At 71.7% G+C, this 17,068-nt stretch carries 14 protein-coding genes; 9 read left to right on the top strand and 5 right to left on the bottom strand.

What is annotated here, in order from left to right; all coding sequences use genetic code 11:
• Positions 1–75: 75 nt before the first annotated feature.
• Together ACFY01_RS36435 and ACFY01_RS36440 are read left to right on the top strand one after the other, a co-directional pair.
• A complete protein-coding gene (locus ACFY01_RS36435) occupies positions 76–1,035 on the top strand; it encodes a LysR family transcriptional regulator (protein ID WP_390740046.1) in 960 nt (319 codons plus the stop codon).
• 139 nt (positions 1,036–1,174) lie between these two features.
• Entirely contained in the window at positions 1,175–3,103 is a 1,929-nt protein-coding gene (locus ACFY01_RS36440) for a collagenase (RefSeq protein ID WP_390740047.1), read from the top strand.
• A 6-nt stretch (positions 3,104–3,109) separates the two neighbouring features.
• Here ACFY01_RS36440 and ACFY01_RS36445 read toward each other — a convergent pair whose 3' ends face one another.
• From ACFY01_RS36445 to ACFY01_RS36455, 3 genes are all read right to left on the bottom strand, one after another.
• Positions 3,110–3,565: an ATP-binding protein gene (locus tag ACFY01_RS36445; protein ID WP_390740048.1), complete on the bottom strand. Its 456-nt coding sequence runs from the start codon at positions 3,563–3,565 to the stop codon at positions 3,110–3,112.
• A 420-nt stretch (positions 3,566–3,985) separates the two neighbouring features.
• On the bottom strand, positions 3,986–4,975 hold the full coding sequence (locus ACFY01_RS36450; protein ID WP_390740049.1) for an aldo/keto reductase: 990 nt from the start codon (positions 4,973–4,975) through the stop codon (positions 3,986–3,988).
• A 73-nt stretch (positions 4,976–5,048) separates the two neighbouring features.
• The gene (locus ACFY01_RS36455) at positions 5,049–5,990 is read right to left on the bottom strand and encodes a LysR family transcriptional regulator (RefSeq protein WP_390740050.1); all 942 of its coding nucleotides are present in this window, start codon (positions 5,988–5,990) and stop codon (positions 5,049–5,051) included.
• A gap of 123 nt (positions 5,991–6,113) precedes the next feature.
• Here ACFY01_RS36455 and ACFY01_RS36460 point away from each other — a divergent pair, with 123 nt between their 5' ends.
• From ACFY01_RS36460 to ACFY01_RS36475, 4 genes are all read left to right on the top strand, one after another.
• Entirely contained in the window at positions 6,114–7,028 is a 915-nt protein-coding gene (locus ACFY01_RS36460) for an MBL fold metallo-hydrolase (RefSeq protein WP_390740051.1), read from the top strand.
• A 40-nt stretch (positions 7,029–7,068) separates the two neighbouring features.
• Positions 7,069–7,674 carry an HD domain-containing protein gene (locus tag ACFY01_RS36465; protein WP_390740052.1) on the top strand — a complete coding sequence of 202 codons (606 nt, stop codon included), beginning with the start codon at positions 7,069–7,071 and terminating at the stop codon, positions 7,672–7,674.
• A gap of 129 nt (positions 7,675–7,803) precedes the next feature.
• The gene (locus ACFY01_RS36470) at positions 7,804–8,745 is read left to right on the top strand and encodes an MBL fold metallo-hydrolase (protein ID WP_390740053.1); all 942 of its coding nucleotides are present in this window, start codon (positions 7,804–7,806) and stop codon (positions 8,743–8,745) included.
• Between the two features lie 184 nt (positions 8,746–8,929).
• A complete protein-coding gene (locus ACFY01_RS36475) occupies positions 8,930–10,468 on the top strand; it encodes an MFS transporter (protein WP_390740054.1) in 1,539 nt (512 codons plus the stop codon).
• A gap of 18 nt (positions 10,469–10,486) precedes the next feature.
• On the opposite strand, the gene ACFY01_RS36480 is transcribed toward ACFY01_RS36475, so the two are convergent.
• The gene (locus ACFY01_RS36480; protein ID WP_390740055.1) at positions 10,487–10,966 is read right to left on the bottom strand and encodes a hypothetical protein; all 480 of its coding nucleotides are present in this window, start codon (positions 10,964–10,966) and stop codon (positions 10,487–10,489) included.
• A 211-nt stretch (positions 10,967–11,177) separates the two neighbouring features.
• Between ACFY01_RS36480 and ACFY01_RS36485 the strand changes: the two genes are divergently transcribed.
• The gene (locus ACFY01_RS36485) at positions 11,178–12,014 is read left to right on the top strand and encodes a chitosanase (protein ID WP_390740056.1); all 837 of its coding nucleotides are present in this window, start codon (positions 11,178–11,180) and stop codon (positions 12,012–12,014) included.
• Between the two features lie 69 nt (positions 12,015–12,083).
• On the opposite strand, the gene ACFY01_RS36490 is transcribed toward ACFY01_RS36485, so the two are convergent.
• The gene (locus ACFY01_RS36490; RefSeq protein WP_390740057.1) at positions 12,084–12,800 is read right to left on the bottom strand and encodes an SDR family NAD(P)-dependent oxidoreductase; all 717 of its coding nucleotides are present in this window, start codon (positions 12,798–12,800) and stop codon (positions 12,084–12,086) included.
• Positions 12,801–12,866: 66 nt separating this feature from the next.
• On the opposite strand from ACFY01_RS36490, the gene ACFY01_RS36495 reads away from it, so the two are divergent.
• Both ACFY01_RS36495 and ACFY01_RS36500 read left to right on the top strand, forming a co-directional pair.
• Positions 12,867–13,430 carry a MarR family winged helix-turn-helix transcriptional regulator gene (locus ACFY01_RS36495; protein WP_390740058.1) on the top strand — a complete coding sequence of 188 codons (564 nt, stop codon included), beginning with the start codon at positions 12,867–12,869 and terminating at the stop codon, positions 13,428–13,430.
• Between the two features lie 174 nt (positions 13,431–13,604).
• On the top strand, positions 13,605–16,979 hold the full coding sequence (locus tag ACFY01_RS36500; protein WP_390740150.1) for a pyruvate carboxylase: 3,375 nt from the start codon (positions 13,605–13,607) through the stop codon (positions 16,977–16,979).
• Positions 16,980–17,068 lie beyond the last annotated feature (89 nt).

Raw genomic sequence — 17,068 nt, forward strand, 5'->3', positions numbered from 1 at the left:
TACTTCGAGCTTTCGGGTGGTCGAACGCGGGGTGCTCTCGCGGGTGCGAGGGCGTACCGGAAGGAGAGCGGGCCGATGGAGCTTGAGCTGCGGCACCTGCGCGTGCTGTGCGCGATCGCCGACGCCGGGAGCGTGGGCCGGGCGGCGTCCGCGCTGCGGTACTCCCAGCCCGCGGTGAGCACCCAACTCCGGCGCATCGAGCGGCACTTCGGCGAGCCACTGTTCGAGCGCGGGGCGCTGGGCGTACGGCCGACACCGTACGGCGCCGAGGTCGTCGCCCGGGCGCGGGACGTCCTGGCCCGCGCCGACGCGATCGGCCGGCGTCCGGCAGCGGGCGTGCCGGGCGTCCGCCGGGCCCTGCGGATGGCGTCGACCAACTCGCCGATGCTGTCGGGCACCGTGTCCGGGATGCGCACCCGGCTGCCGGACGTCCCGCTCGCCGTGAGCAGCGTGTACGCCTCCTCGAGGATCGTCGAGCTGCTGGAGGAGGGCGCGGTGGACGCGGCCATCGCCGCCGACTATCCAGGCATGGAGCTCAGGCATTCGGCGGCCGTGACACACCGCGGGATCGTCACCGAGCCGAGCTTCGTGGCCCTGCCGGCGGGCCACCGGGCGACCCGGGGCGCCGAGGTGCCCCTCGCGGAGCTGGCCGGCGACGCGTGGTTCCTCACGCCGGACGACGGGGCGGGCTGGCCGGGCGTGTTCTACGCGGCCTGCGCGGCGGCGGGCTTCACGCCGGTGGCCGTGCACGAATTCCTCGGCGACCAGAGGCAGTTGCAGAGCATGATCGCCGACGGGCTCGGAGTGTCCGTCGTACAGGCGACCCTGCGGCCGATTCCGCGCGTGATGGTGAAACCGCTGGCCGGTACGCCACTGTGGTGCCGGTACGTACTGGCCTGGCGACACGACACGGTGGCCGAGGAAGTGGCGGAGGCCCTGTGCCGGGCCGCCACCGCCGCCTACCGCGACCTCGTCGCCGGCTCCCCGCACCTGAGGGCGTGGGCCGCGCGCATGTGGAGCGTGGACGGCTCGTAGCGGCGGCCGGTGCCGGATGTTATGGCCTGCCGCGCCAGGTGCTATGTCACACAGCATTGTTGCGGGGACAGGGCGTTGGGACATTGCCTCACACGCCTCACACCCCAGCCGAGGCGCATCCGTCCGCGAAGGAGCCCCGATGCGCTACCGCCCGACGCTGCCCGGACGCATGGCCTGCGCCCTGGCCCTCTGCGTCACCGTCGCGGGTCCGCTGTCGACCCCGGCGACGGCGGCACCCCAGGCCCGCACCGCCCCCGCCACCGCATGGACTGGGGGCCGCGAGACCACGCCCCCGCCCACCGGCCCCACCCTCGGCGCCTCCGAGCGCCCCGCCGCACAGCACCAGCCGCTCACCCCCGCCCAACTGCCGCCCCTCGCCGCCACGTCGCCCCACCGCGAGGACCAGCAAGCCGGTGCGCACACCGTCGCGGCAGCGGCCTCGTGCACTCCCGCCGATTTCGGTGGCAGAACCGGTGCGGCGCTCGTCGCGTTCGTCAAGGCCTCCACCACCGACTGCGTCAACACCCTGTTCGCGGTCACCGGCACCGACGCCCGCGCGGTCTTCCGCCAGCCGCAGATGGTCACGATCGCGAACGCCTTCGGCGACGCGGCCGCCCGGTACCGGGGCGACAACTCCGCGCACCTGAAGCAACTCGTCCTCTTCCTCCGCGCCGGCTACTACGTGCAGTTCAACCACCCGGCCGACGTCGGCCCGTACGACACCCGGCTGACCCGGGCCACCACCCGCGGCCTGGACACCTTCTTCGGCCGCCGGCACTCCCGGGACGTCACGGAGGTGAACGGCGGCATACTGGGCGAGGCCGTCGTCCTCACCGACAGCGCCGACCAGCAGGCCCGCTACCTGGACGTCTACCAGGAGCTGCTCGACGGGTACGACAGCTCCTACGACGCCGTCGACAGCATGGTCACGGCCGTCAACGACGTCTACACCCCGCTCTGGCGCGGCAACTGGAACCCGGACTACGTCACCGCGGTCGCCGCCGACCCGGGCATCACCGGGACGCTGGAATCCTTCGCGCTCGGCCATCTGGACCTGCTCGGCACCGACCGGGCCCACCTCGACTCCAACGCCGGGATGAACCTCGCCCGCTACGTCGAGCACCCCGCTCTGCGACCCGTGGTCCAGCCCCTCGTCAAGGGCCTGCTGGACACCTCGCGGATCACCGGCCCGACGGCCGGCCTGTGGGTGGCGGTCGCGAGCCAGGCCGACGCCTACGACCACGCCGACTGCTCCTACTACGACATCTGCGACCTGGCGGCCCGACTGACCCGGGCGGCCCTCCCGATCACGCACAGCTGTGACGCGACGCACACCGTCCGGGCCCAGGCCCTGACCGCCGCCGAGCTGGAGGCCGTCTGCGCGAGCGTGCTGGGGCAGGACCGGTACGTCCACGGCCTCGTCCGGGACGAGGGACCGATTCCCGGTCAGTACGTGTCGACCATCGACCTCGTGATCTTCGCCGGCCGCCCCGACTACCGCACGTACGCCGGGGCGATCTACGGCGTCAGCACGGACAACGGCGGCATCACCCTCGAAGGAGATCCGGCCGATCCGGCGAACCGGCCCGTGTCGATCATGTACCAGAAGGACTACGACGACGGCTTCGCGGCCCGGGTCTGGAACCTCAACCACGAGTACACGCACTTCATCGACGCCCGCGACGACATGAAGGGCGACTTCGCCCAGCAGACGACGGTGCCCGACGTGTGGTGGATCGAGGGGTTGGCCGAGTACGCCTCCTACGGCTACCGCGGCCTCGCCGACGAGCAGGCGGTCGCGGAGGCGGGCAAGCACACCTACCGGCTCAGCACGCTGTTCCAGAACACCTACGCCAACAGCGACGTGACGCGCACGTACCCCTGGGGCTACCTCGCGGCCCGCTACATGTTCGAGCGGCACCCGGCGGACATCCGGCGGATGCTGGACCGTTTCCGTGTCGGCGACTATCCGGGCGGCTACGCCGTCTACGCCACCGGCGTCGGCACCCGCTACGACGCCGACTTCGACCAGTGGCTCACCGCGTGCGCCGCGGGCGCGTGCTCCTGACGGACATCAGGCGCTCAGCGGCGGCAGACGCAGGTCCGCTGTCACGCGTTTGCCGCCGTTCAGCGGCCCGGCCCGCAGGTCGGCACAGAGCATGGCGACCAGCCTCAGCCCGTGACCGCCGATCCGGCGGCCGTCCCTGGGCTGGAGTTCCGGCAGGAGGGTGGACGTGTCCCACACGGTGATGTGCAGCACATCCGCGCCGGGCGACAGCTCCAGCAGCAGCCCGCACGGGCCGGGAGCGTGCCGCAGCGCGTTGGTCACCAGCTCGCTCACCACCAGTTGGGCGTCCTGGTCCACCCGCTCGCCGGGGAGATACCCCAGGCGCCTCAGAAACGCCGAGACCGCCCGCCGCGCATCGGTGCTGCGCAGGGTGTCGGCGTCCCAGGTGGCGCTGTAGCGCAGCGGGGTGGGAGCGCGGTAGTCCTGTCCATCCGTCGCCTGATTCCTAAGCGGGATGACCATGTTCCATGTGCCTTCGTCTGTGTGGGGGGATCCTTGTCTTCGAATAACCGGCGGCCGGCCTGCGTCGGATTAGCGCCTACCCGCAGTGGCCACGGTCATGACGGCCATCTGGGATCAATCGGCCGGGCCGGTGCGAGACGACCGTCAAGGTCGAGGTCATGGCAGAAGTACGTGGTGGCCGCCCGCGGGCCTGCGCGTGCTGCGGGCGAGAACGCGGGTACCTGTACACCGGCCCGGTGTACAGGTACCCGAAAGCCGGACGGCCCGCTGTGTCCGTGGTGCGTCGCGGGCGACGACGTACCCCGAGAGGTCCTGGTGGCCATCGCGCCGGCGCACGCCGGGTTCGCCTGCGCGGACTTCACCTGGTCGCCCGCAGGAACAGGGGAGGGGCCGGCTCGGCCGGCCACTCCCGGGTGGGTGCTACAGGTTCACGGACCGCATGCCGGCCTCGTCGTAGCGGTCGCCGGCGGCCTTGGGCAGTTCGGCGTCGATACGGGCCAGGTCCTCCTTGGTCAGCTCCACGTCGATCGCGGCGGCGTTCTGTTCGAGGTAGCCGCGGCGCTTGGTGCCCGGGATCGGGACGAGGTCCTCGCCCTGCGCCAGCACCCAGGCGATCGCCAGCTGGGCCGGTGTCACGCTCTTCTCGGCGGCGATCTCCTTCACCTTCTCGGCGAGCCTCTGGTTCACCTCGAGGTTCTCGCCGGTGAAGCGGGGCCCGCTGCGGCGCCAGTCCCCCTTGTCGAGTTCGTCCGGCGAGGAGAACCGGCCCGCGAGGAAGCCGCGGCCCAGCGGCGAGTAGGGGACGAAGCCGATGCCGAGCTCCCGGCACGTCGGCAGGACCTCGGCCTCCGGGTCGCGCGTCCACAGCGAGTACTCGGTCTGCACGGCCGCGATCGGGTGGACGGCGTTCGCGCGGCGCAGGGTCTCCGGCCCCGCCTCGCTCAGGCCGATGTGCCGCACCTTGCCCTCGGCGACCAGCTCCGCCAGCGCGCCGACGGTCTCCTCGACGGGGACGTTCGGGTCGACGCGGTGCTGGTAGTAGAGGTCGATGTAGTCGGTGCCGAGCCGCTTGAGCGAGCCGTGCACCGAGCTGCGGACGTGCTCGGCCGAGCCGTCCTGCCGGCCCACCGTGCTCATGTCGCCGGGGACGGCGTCGTCCATGCGGTAGTTGAACTTGGTGGCGATCACGTACTCGTCGCGATGGCCCTTGACCGCCTGGCCCACGAGCGTCTCGTTCGTGAGCGGGCCGTACACCTGCGCGGTGTCGAGGAAGTCGATGCCCAGTTCGAGGGCGCGTCGGATGGTCTGGACGCCTTCGTCCTGATCGGCGGAGCCGTAGAAGGCGGACATGCCCATGCAGCCGAGGCCGATGGCAGACACCTCGAGGTCCCGCAGCCTGCGCCGCTTCATATGAGTCCAGCCTTTCCTGCGGAGTGGATCGTCTCTCTGTCAAAGGACGCTAGGACTTGAAGCGCACTCCAAGTCAAGCGTGGAGCCCACCGACCGCTGTCACCCGTGACCGACCGAGGAGCGCCGTGGCGATCCGTACGAAGGACCGGACGAGCGGGGTGTTCCGCTCGCTGTCCCAGGCGATGACGAGGTCGCTGGACGGCACCCCGGTCAGCGGCACGGCGGTGAGGCCCGCGGGCAGATGGACGGGGAGCGGCGCGAGCCCCACCGTGCCGTCCCACAGCACGGACTGAAGGCACTCGTGGGCCGTGCGCACGACGGGACCGTCGCGGTCGTCCGGCCGGCCGGTCACCCCCGTGGCGGTCCCCGCGAGCCCGGCCGCCGCCGTCCGGGCCCCGCACGGGTCGGTCCAGAAGGCCCGCCACACGGGGTCCGTCCCGTCGGGGAACCGGAACCACTGGCGGTCGGCCAGCTCCGCCACGGCCAGCCGCCCGCGTCCGGCCAGGGGATCGTCGACGCGCAGGATCACACCGACCGGGTCCGAACGCAGTACGCGCAGGGCGATGCCCGTGTCGTCGAAGGGCGCCCGGGTCAGGGCCACGTCCACGAGTCCGGCCCGCAGCCCGGTGGTCGGGTCGGTCAGGTCGGCCTCACGGACCCGGACCCGCACGGTGGGATGGCGCTCCCGGAAGACGGCCGACAGCCGGGCCCCCGCCTGCTGCGCGCTGTCGGCGAGGGTACCGAGGGTCAGGGTGGGCGCGGCGGCGGCGACGCGGTCGCGCGCCTGGTCGGCCCGGGCCAGCAGGACGCGCGCCTCGTCGTAGAGCCGGCCCCCGGCGGGAGTGAGGGTCACACCGGCCGGCGACCTCAGCAGCAGCTCGCAGCCGAGGTCGCTCTCCAGCTGTCTGATGGCCCGGCTGAGCGGCGGCTGGGTCATGTTCAGCCGCGCGGCGGCCCTGCCGAAGTGCAGTTCCTCGGCGACGGCCACGAAGTACCGCAGGGTGCGTAGCTCCATCACCGGCCACGATACCCGCGCGGTATCGGGCGTGCCGGATCGGTCTTGGACGTCCCCGGGCGCCGCGCTGTGCACTGGGACGAGCGGCAGTTCGCCGACCGTTGCCCGTACCGAGGAGCCGTAGTGACCCAGCCCGTGACGCAGGACCCCGTCGTCGACGTGACCGGCGCCCAGGAACTCGCCGAGGACCTCCTGGTCGTTCCCGACCGCGGCGTCGACCTGGTGCCCAACATAGGCGTCATCGGAGGACGGCACTCCGTCCTGGTCGTCGACACCGGCATGGGCCCCGCGAACGCGGAGGCGGTGCTGACCCTCGCGGCCGAGTATGCCAGGGGGCGGAAGCTCTATCTGACGACCACCCACTTCCACCCGGAGCACGCGTTCGGCGCGCAGGTCTTCAAGGAGCATGCGACGTACGTGGTCAACGCGGCCCAGGCCGAGGACCTCAAGGTGAAGGGGCCGGGTTACCTCGGGATGTTCCGGGGGCTGGGCGAGGTGGTCGCCGACCGGCTGCGGGGCGTGGAACTCGTGGAGCCCGACGTCGTCCACGACGGGACGTACGAACTCGACCTCGGCGGACGGGTCGTCCGGCTGGAAGCCACCGGCCGCGCGCACAGCAGGGGTGACCAGGTGGTGCGGGTGCCGGACGCGGACGTCCTGTTCACCGGGGACCTCGTGGAGGCGGGGCAGTTCGCGATCTTCCCCTGGTTCCCGCCGCACGACACCGACGTGTCCGGCCTGCGCTGGCTCACGGTGCTGGAGCGGCTGGCCGCCCGGCCGCCCCGAGTGGTGGTGCCCGGGCACGGGGCGATCGGCGGACCGCGGCTGCTGGCCGACGTACGTGACTACCTGCGGCTGCTGCGGGACGAGACCTGGGCGCGTCGGGACACCGCGGTGAGCCGGAGCGCCATCGTCGAGGAGGTCTCGGCCCTGATGATCGAGCGGCACCCCGAGTGGGCCGGGCGCGAGTGGATCGAGAAGAGCGTGGGGTGCCTGTGCGCGGAACATCCGCACCAGGAGCGGCTGCCCATGACATGATCATCACGCTGCTGCTGGACCGTCGGGCGGGGGAGTGCGGATGCTGAAGGACGTGGCCGGGGTACGGGCGCCGTCGGGGCCGGCCGTGGACGCGGCGCGGCTGGTGTGCGCGGAGTACGCGGACGAGGCGCTCCACAACCACTCGCTGCGGGCGTACTTCTTCGGTGCGGCCTGGGCCGAGGCGCGCGGCCTCGACTTCGACCGTGAGCTGCTGTTCGTCTCGGCGATGCTGCACGACCTGGCCCTCACCCCGCCCTTCGACAGCCATGCGCTGCCGTTCGAGGACGCCGGCGGCCATCTGGCGCGGGTCTTCACCGCCGGCCTCGGCTGGCCGGCCGAACGGCGCGACCGGGCGGCCGAGCTGATCGTGCTCCACATGCGGGACGACGTGGCGCCCGAAGTGGACGTGGAGAGCCATCTGTTGCAGGTCGGTACGAGCGCCGATGTCTCCGGCACCGGATTCGGCAGGTTCGACCCCGGCTTCTGCGAGGCCCTGGTCGCCGCCCACCCCCGCCGGGGTTTCGCCGCCTCCTTCGTGCGCCTCTTCCGCGACCAGGCCCGGCGCAAGCCCGGCTGCGCGGCGGCGGAACTGGTCGCGGGGGACTGGGCGGAACGCACGCTGGCCCACCCGCTGGAACGGGGCTGACAGGGCGGCGGCGTGCGGTATGACGGGCCCGGCGCGGCCGCTGAGCGGGGTACCGGCGGGCTCGGCGCGGTGGGATGATCACGGGCAGGTCCTACGCCCCCCGCTCACCCACCGCGACAGGAGCCCGCAGTGAGCAGTGTCCACCACGACGTCGCCACGCTTCCCCCGGCCCGGGTCGAGGAGGTCGGCGACGGTGTCTTCGCCTACATCCAGCCGGACGGGACCTGGTGGGTCAACAACACCGGCTTCCTCGTCGGCCGGCGTGGGGTGATCAGCGTCGACGCCTGCTCCACGGTCCGCCGCACCCGCGCCTACCTGGACGCCATAGCCAAGGTCACGCCGCAGCCGGTGCGCACGCTCGTCAACACCCACCACCACGGCGACCACACCTTCGGCAACCACCTCTTCAACGGCGCCACGATCGTCGGACACGAGGCCACCCGGGCGGGCGTGCTCGAATGGGGCGAGCCCAAGGACGCGCCGTTCTGGACGGAGGTCGACTGGGGCGAGTTCGTCCTCGAACCGCCGTTCCTCACCTACACCGACTCGGTGACCGTGTGGGCGGACGACCTGCGTGCCGAGGTACGTCACGTGGGGGTGCCGGCGCATACGACGAACGACTCGATCGTCTGGTTGCCGGAGCGCGAACTGCTGTTCAGTGGCGATCTGTTGTTCAACGGAGGCACACCGTTCCTGCTCCAGGGGTCGGTGGCCGGTGCGATCCAGGTCCTCGAGGAGGTCGTCAGACCGCTGGGCGCGAGGACCATCGTCCCCGGGCACGGCGCCGTCGCGGGGCCCGAGGTCATCGATGACGTCCTCGGGTATCTGCGGTTCGTGCAGAAGGCCGCCCGCGACGGCCGTGACGCCGGGCTGTCTCCGCTTCAGACCGCCCGCGAACTGGACCTGGGGGAGTACGGCGAACTCCTCGACCGGGAGCGGATCGTGGGCAATCTGCACCGCGCCTACGCGGAGTTGGAGGACGGACCGCTCGGCCGGCCCGTCGACGCCGTGGCCGCGCTCAGCGACATGGTCACCTACAACGGCGGCCGCCCCCTGACCTGCCTGGCCTGACCCCGCTCAGCCCGCCGCCGGCGGCACCGCACGATCGTCCGATCACGCGGACGTACGGCCGCCGGGCGTTGCCGGTGTGCACAGAGCAAAGCCGGGCAGTAGGTGTGGCGTGCGCCGGTGTGCGATCTGCAGGGCACATCGGTCGCGTGTGCGAATTGCGGTAAGAACGAAGAAGGGTGGCGGCATGGTCGACACCATCACTGACGGTCAACAGGAATTCCCCGGAGGGCGAAGGGGCGCGAAGCGTGTCGCGAGCCTCCCACGGCAGGTGCGTGAGGATCTCACCCGCAGGCTCCGCCGGAACCGGCGCGCCTTCCGCAAGGAGGACGTCCAGGTCATCGAGCCGCCACTGCTCCGGCGCGCGGTCGGTGCTTCGGCCCTCGGCAACTGCATGGAGTGGTTCGACTTCGGCGTCTACAGCTACCTGGCCGCGACGATCGGCAAGGTCTTCTTCCCGGGCGCCTCACCCGCCGCCCAGGTGATCTCGTCCTTCGCGACCTTTGCCGCCGCGTTCGTCGTGCGCCCGCTCGGCGGCCTCGTCTTCGGCCCCCTCGGTGACCGCCTCGGCCGGCAGAAGGTGCTGGCCACCACGATGATCATGATGGCGGTCGGCACCTTCGCCATCGGGCTGATCCCCTCCTACGGCACGATCGGCATCGCCGCTCCCGTGCTGCTGCTCCTCGCCCGCATGGTGCAGGGGTTCTCCACGGGCGGTGAGTACGGCGGTGCCACCACCTTCGTCGCCGAGTACTCGCCGGACCGCCGGCGCGGGTTCCTCTCCAGCTGGCTCGACTTCGGCACCTTCGTCGGCTACGCCCTCGGCTCCGCGCTGGTCACCCTGCTGAACCTGATGCTGACCGACACCCAGATGCTCTCCTGGGGCTGGCGGATCCCGTTCCTGATCGCCGGGCCGCTCGGTGTGATCGGCCTCTACATGCGGCTCAAGCTGGAGGAATCGCCCGCTTTCCAGCAGCAGTTGGACGAACACGAGAAGAGCCTCGCCCAGGAGTCGGCGGGCAGCGAGCTCAAGGCCATCGTCCGGAACCACTGGCGGGCGCTGCTCGTCTGCGTCGGACTGGTACTGCTCTACAACGTCACCAACTACATGGTCACCGGCTTCCTGCCGACGTACCAGACGGAGACGCTGCACCGCTCCAGCGGCTTCGCCGACGTCCTCGTGCTGGCCGGCATGGTGTGGATCGTCGTACTGATCACCTTCATCGGCCGGCTCAGCGACCGGGTGGGCCGGCGCCCGGTCTACGGGGTCGCCGCGGCCGCGATGGTCGTCCTGGCCGTCCCGGCCTTCCTGCTGATCAAGATGCACGGCACCTGGGGCCCGGTCCTCGGAGTGCTCCTGCTCTCCACCCTGCTGGCCTGCTTCGCCGCGCCGAGCGCGGCCACCCTGCCAGCGCTCTTCCCGACGGCCGTGCGCTACGCGGCCATGGGCATCGGCTTCAACTTCGCCGTCGCGGCCTTCGGCGGCACCACTCCGCTGGTCACCGAGGCCCTGGTGAACCTCACCGGCAACGACATGATGCCCGCCTTCTACCTCATGCTGGCCGGCGCCATCGGCCTGGTGACGGTGTGGTTCCTGCCGGAGAGCGCCCAGGTGCCGCTCAACGGCTCCCAGCCGATGGTCGGTTCGAAGGAGGAGCGGCGGGAGCTGATCACCACGTCGGAGGAACTGTACGTCGCCGCGCGGGCGCACGCCGGTCGGCGCTGACCCGCGCCGGACGCGGGGTCACGACCCCTGGGGGCCGGTCCCCCAGGGGTAGGTCACCACCCGGGGGAACCCCTCCGGCCTGCTGTTGCCGGTGTACGTCAGGGTGATCCGGGTGAAGTGCTGAAGCTGCGGGTGCTTCTTCGAGGGTTCCGGGCGGTCGAGCCGCACGGCCACCGCGTACGCGTGGAATCTGCCGGCCGCGCAGTACGGCTTGCAGTCGTTCACCAGGTTCACGCCCATCGCCGTCGCCGACATCGGACCCCACTCGGACCAGCGCATCTTGGCGAGGCGGCTGTTGCCGTCGCCGCACGCCAGGATGAAGGCGGACGGGTGCACGTCCGGATGCCCGAAGCAGTCGACGAGCACGGGTCTGTTCTGCCGTGCCGCCGTGGTGTTCGCCGCAGATGCCGCTGCCGACGTCGCTGTCGGGGGCACGGCCGCCGCGAGCAGCGTGCCCGCCCCGAGCGTGATCGCTGTCCATACAACCGGTCCGCGCATATCGACACCGCCTGTTCGCGATCGACTCCTTATCGACGCTACGACCGTCCCGGGCGATGCACCACTCGCACGGGTCAACCACCCTCGTTGTGTGTTCCTACGAATTTGCGCGTGAAGGGTTACCGCTTCGACAGCTGATTGATAGGAAACTTTCCTATCAAGCGCCCTTCGCGGGCCAACCGGCCACCCCCCACACCCACTTGGAGCCACCGTGCAGCACCCCGACCGTGAATCAGCCCCCACCCCGCTGTCCCGCAGGACCGTCGTCGCCGTGATCGGTGCCGTTGCCTCCGGGGCCCTGCTCAGTGTCCCGCGAGCCGTCGCCAAGCCGGCGGCCGCCCCGGGGCTCGACGACCCGGCGAAGAAGGAGATCGCCATGAAGCTGGTGTCGAGCGCGGAGAACTCCTCGCTCGACTGGAAGGCCCAGTACAAGTACATCGAGGACATCGGGGACGGCCGCGGCTACACCGCCGGCATCATCGGCTTCTGCTCGGGCACCGGCGACATGCTCGACCTCGTACAGCTCTACACCGACCGCAAGCCCGGCAACGTCCTCGCCAAGTACCTCCCGGCCCTGCGCAGGGTCAACGGCAGCGACTCGCACGACGGCCTCGACCCGAACTTCCCCAAGGACTGGCGCAAGGCCGCCCAGGACGCGGCGTTCCAGCAGGCGCAGAACGACGAACGCGACCGCGTGTACTTCAACCCCGCCGTCGCGCAGGGCAAGGCGGACGGACTGCGCGCCCTCGGCCAGTTCACCTACTACGACGCCATCGTCATGCACGGCGACGGCGACGACCCCACCAGCTTCCGCAACATCCGCAAGCGGGCCCTGCGCAGCGCCAAGCCGCCGGCCCAGGGCGGCGACGAGACCACGTACCTCAATGCCTTCCTCGACGCCCGGGTGTGGGCCATGAAGCAGGAGGAGGCCCACAGCGACACCACCCGGGTCGACACCGAACAGCGCGTTCTCCTGCGCAAGGGCAACCTCGACCTGAACCCGCCGCTGGACTGGAAGGTGTACGGCGACAGTTACCACATCGGCTGAATCCGGACGGCGCGATGCCGTGAGCCCCGTCCCGCCGCGCGCGGGCCGGGGCTCACGGCATCGCCGGGGCTAACGGGTGGTGAACGCACCACCGTTGACGTGGATGGTCTGACCGGTGATGTGCCGGGCGCCCGGCGACGCCAGGAAGTGCGCGGTCGCGGCGATGTCGTCCACCGTGCCCGGGCGCTTGTCGTGCGTCTCCGCGACGAGGGCGCTGTGGCGTTCGTCGGTCATCCCGCCGCGGAAGAAGTCGGTACCGGCGATGTAGCCGGCGGAGATCACGTTGCAGGTGACGCCGAGCGGCCCGAGTTCGCCGGACAGCGAGGCGTTCCAGGCGGCCAGCGCGGCCTTGGCCGCACCGTAGGAGCCGCCCCGCCGCTCGGCCCCGATCGAGCCGATGCTGATGACGCGGCCGCCCGCGGTGAAGCTGTCGCGCACCGAGGCGGTGGTCAGGACCGCGCCGAGGAGGTTCTGCGCCAGACTCGCCCGCCACTGGGCCAGCAGCAGCTCCAGGGCCGCTCCGTCGCCGTCCGCCTCCGGGGGCAGGCCGCCGGCCGCGTTGACCAGGACGTCGACCGTGCCGAGCTGTCCGGCGACCTCCGCGACCCGGCCGGGATCGGTCGCGTCGCAGACCACGCCCCGCACACCCAGTTCCTTCGCGGCGCGTTCGACGGCGTCGGCGCGGCGCCCGGTGATGACGACCTCCGCCCGGTCGTCGGCGAACCTCGCGGCGATGGCGCGGCCGATGCCGCTGCTGCCTCCGGTGACGAGCACGGTGCGGGTCACGGGTCCTCCTCGCTCACTGCTACGTTTAGACCTAAACGTAGGTGCTACCGGCAAGGGATCGCAAGCATGTCCGACACCACGGCCGCACAGGGAGACCCAGGGGAGCAGGCGGGCCCCCTGCCCCCTTACTCGGCCGCGGACATCGCCGCGGCCTGGCGGCGGGAACGCCCGGGCACCCCCACCGAGTCGATCGAGATCGTCACGCCGATCTGGTGGCTGGGGAAGCTGTTCGCCGACGACCGCGGCCGCGCGCTGCGCGAAGCGGGCATCGACGCGGCCACCCTCGACCTGCTCTCCGTGATCCGCCGCTCCGGTCCGCCCTACGCCCTGAGCACCCGGGAGATCGCCCGGAGGACCCTGGTGACCGCCGGAGCGATCTCACAGCGGGTCGCCCGCGCCGAACGGGACGGCCTCGTGCGGCGAGCTCCCGGGACCGGGGGCCGCCGGAGCGTCGAGGTGTCGCTCACCGTCGAGGGGCACGCGCTCATCGAGCGGTCCGTCGACGCCGTGCTCGGCCGCGAGGCCGCGCTCGTCGGCAGCCTGTCCCCCCAGGAGCGCGACACGCTCACCGGGCTGCTGGACAAGCTGATGACCGATGTCCGAAGGCGTACCGCCGTCGAGCGGGGCTGAACCACAATCCAAGGAGACCACCCGGTTCCCGGCCACCTGGCTGGATCCGCTCATGTCAATGTGACGTATCCCGCCCTCCGGCAGGCCCAGAACCCCCTAACGTTCATCGCGTGGCACGGCAGGGGAGTGGCCGACACCATGGTGTTCGTCACCGGCAGGCTGGAGGGATCGACAATGTTCCGCAAGGTGCTGGTCGCCAACCGTGGAGAGATCGCGATTCGCGCGTTCCGCGCCGGCTACGAGCTGGGCGCGCGCACAGTCGCCGTCTTCCCGCACGAGGACCGCAATTCGCTGCATCGGCTGAAGGCCGACGAGGCCTACGAGATCGGTGAACCCGGGCATCCCGTGCGGGCGTACCTGTCGGTCGAGGAGATCGTCGCCGCCGCCACCCGCGCGGGCGCGGACGCGGTCTACCCCGGCTACGGCTTCCTGTCCGAGAACCCCGAGCTGGCCCGCGCCTGCGAGGAGGCGGGCATCACCTTCGTCGGACCCAGCGCCCACGTCCTGGAGCTGACCGGGAACAAGGCGCGCGCGGTCGCCGCCGCCCGCGAGGCGGGCGTACCGGTGCTCGGCTCCTCCGCCCCGTCGACCGACGTCGACGAACTGGTCCGGGCCGCCGAGGAGATCGGCTTCCCCGTGTTCGTGAAGGCGGTCGCGGGCGGCGGCGGGCGCGGCATGCGGCGCGTCGAGGACCCCGCCCAGCTGCGCGAGTCCATCGAGGCCGCGGCCCGCGAGGCGGCGTCCGCGTTCGGCGACCCCACCGTGTTCCTGGAGAAGGCCGTCGTCGAGCCCCGCCACATCGAGGTGCAGATCCTCGCCGACGGCCAGGGCGACGTCATCCACCTCTTCGAGCGCGACTGTTCGTTGCAGCGCCGCCACCAGAAGGTGATCGAGCTGGCGCCCGCCCCGAACTTGGACCCGGAGCTGCGGGACCGGATCTGCGCCGACGCGGTGCGCTTCGCCCGGCAGATCGGCTACCGCAACGCCGGCACCGTGGAGTTCCTGCTCGACCGCGACGGCAACCACGTCTTCATCGAGATGAACCCGCGCATCCAGGTCGAGCACACCGTGACCGAGGAGGTCACCGACGTCGACCTGGTCCAGTCCCAGCTGCGCATCGCGGCCGGTGAGACGCTGGCCGACCTCGGTCTGTCCCAGGACACGGTCACCCTGCGCGGCGCCGCCCTCCAGTGCCGTATCACCACCGAGGACCCGGCCAACGGCTTCCGGCCCGACACCGGCCGCATCAGCGCCTACCGCTCGCCGGGCGGCTCCGGCATCCGCCTCGACGGCGGCACCACCCACGCGGGTACCGAGATCAGCGCGCACTTCGACTCGATGCTGGTCAAGCTCACCTGCAGGGGCCGGGACTTCAAGACCGCGATCGGCCGGGCCCGGCGAGCCGTGGCGGAGTTCCGCATCCGTGGCGTGGCCACGAACATCCCGTTCCTGCAAGCCGTCCTGGACGACCCGGACTTCCAGGCCGGGCGGATCACCACGTCGTTCATCGAGCAGCGCCCGCACCTGCTCACCGCGCGAACCTCCGCGGACCGCGGCACCAAGCTGCTCACCTATCTCGCCGACGTCACCGTCAACAAGCCGCACGGCGAGCGGCCCGCGCTGATCGAGCCGACCACCAAGCTGCCCCCGCTGCCCGCCGGTGAGCCGCCCGCGGGCTCCCGGCAGCGGCTCGTCCAGCTCGGCCCGGAGGGCTTCGCCCACTGGCTGCGCGAGTCGCCGACCATCGGCGTCACCGACACCACGTTCCGCGACGCGCACCAGTCGCTGCTCGCCACCCGCGTGCGCACCAAGGACCTCCTCGCCGTGGCCCCGGTGGTCGCCCGGACCCTGCCCGAGCTGCTGTCCCTGGAATGCTGGGGCGGCGCCACCTACGACGTCGCCCTGCGCTTCCTCGCCGAGGACCCGTGGGAGCGCCTCGCGGCCCTGCGGGAGGCCGTGCCCAACATCTGCCTCCAGATGCTGCTGCGCGGCCGCAACACCGTGGGCTACACGCCGTACCCGACCGAGGTGACCGACGCCTTCGTGCAGGAGGCCGCCGCCACCGGCATCGACATCTTCCGGATCTTCGACGCGCTCAACGACGTCGGCCAGATGCGGCCCGCCATCGAAGCCGTACGGGAGACCGGCACGGCGATCGCCGAGGTCGCCCTCTGCTACACCGCCGACCTGTCCGACCCCGGCGAGCGCCTGTACACCCTCGACTACTACCTCCGCCTGGCCGAGCAGATCGTCGAGGCGGGCGCCCACGTGCTGGCCGTCAAGGACATGGCGGGCCTGCTGCGCGCCCCGGCCGCCGCGAAGCTCGTCTCGGCCCTGCGCCGGGAGTTCGACCTGCCGGTGCACCTGCACACCCACGACACCGCGGGCGGCCAGCTGGCCACCTACCTGGCCGCGATCCAGGCCGGCGCGGACGCGGTGGACGGCGCGGTGGCCTCGATGGCGGGTACGACCTCCCAGCCGTCGCTGTCGGCGATCGTGGCCGCGACCGACCACTCCGACCGGCCCACCGGCCTCGACCTCCAGGCCGTCGGCAACCTGGAGCCGTACTGGGAGAGCGTCCGCCACATCTACGCGCCCTTCGAGGCGGGCCTGGCCTCACCGACCGGGCGCGTCTACCACCACGAGATCCCCGGCGGCCAGCTGTCCAACCTGCGGACCCAGGCGGTCGCGCTCGGCCTCGGCGACCGCTTCGAGGACATCGAGGCGATGTACGCCGCCGCCGACCGCATGCTGGGCCACCTGGTCAAGGTCACCCCGTCCTCCAAGGTGGTCGGCGACCTCGCCCTGCACCTGGTCGGCGCCGGGGTGGACCCGGCGGACTTCGAGGCGGAGCCGAACCGGTACGACATCCCCGACTCCGTCATCGGCTTCCTGCGCGGCGAACTGGGCACCCCGCCCGGCGGCTGGCCCGAGCCGTTCCGCAGCAAGGCCCTCCAGGGCCGCGCCGAGGCCAAGCCGGTGCAGCAGCTGTCCGCCGAGGACCGCGAGGGCCTGGAGAAGTCCCCGCGCGCGACCCTCAACCGGCTGCTGTTCCCCGGCCCCACGCGGGAGTTCGACACCCACCGCCAGACGTTCGGCGACACCAGCGTGCTGGACAGCAAGGCCTTCTTCTACGGGCTGCGGCCCGCGAAGGAGTACGCCGTCGACCTCGAACCCGGCGTGCGGCTGCTGATCGAGCTCCAGGCCGTCGGTGACGCCGACGAACGCGGCATGCGGGCCGTGATGGCCTCCCTGAACGGTCAGCTCCGGCCGATCCAGGTACGGGACAAGGCGGCCGCCTCCGACGTCCCGGTCACCGAGAAGGCCGACCGGACCAACCCCGGCCACGTCGCCGCGCCGTTCGCCGGAGTGGTGACGCTCGCGGTCACCGAGGGCACCGAGGTGGAGGCCGGGGCGACGGTGGCGACCATCGAGGCGATGAAGATGGAGGCCACCATCACCGCGAGCAGGGCGGGCCGCGTGTCCCGCCTGGCCATCAACCGGATCCAGCAGGTCGAGGGCGGCGATCTGCTGGTCGAGATCGCCTGAGCCGAGCCGACCGGACGACCGGACCCCCGACAACCCTCCCCGGCCCGCCGACGGCACCGCACCGAGCCGCCGGCGGGCCGGGGACGGTC

Origin of the sequence: Streptomyces sp. NPDC001480, from assembly GCF_042894725.1 — a bacterium.
Lineage (GTDB): Bacteria > Actinomycetota > Actinomycetes > Streptomycetales > Streptomycetaceae > Streptomyces.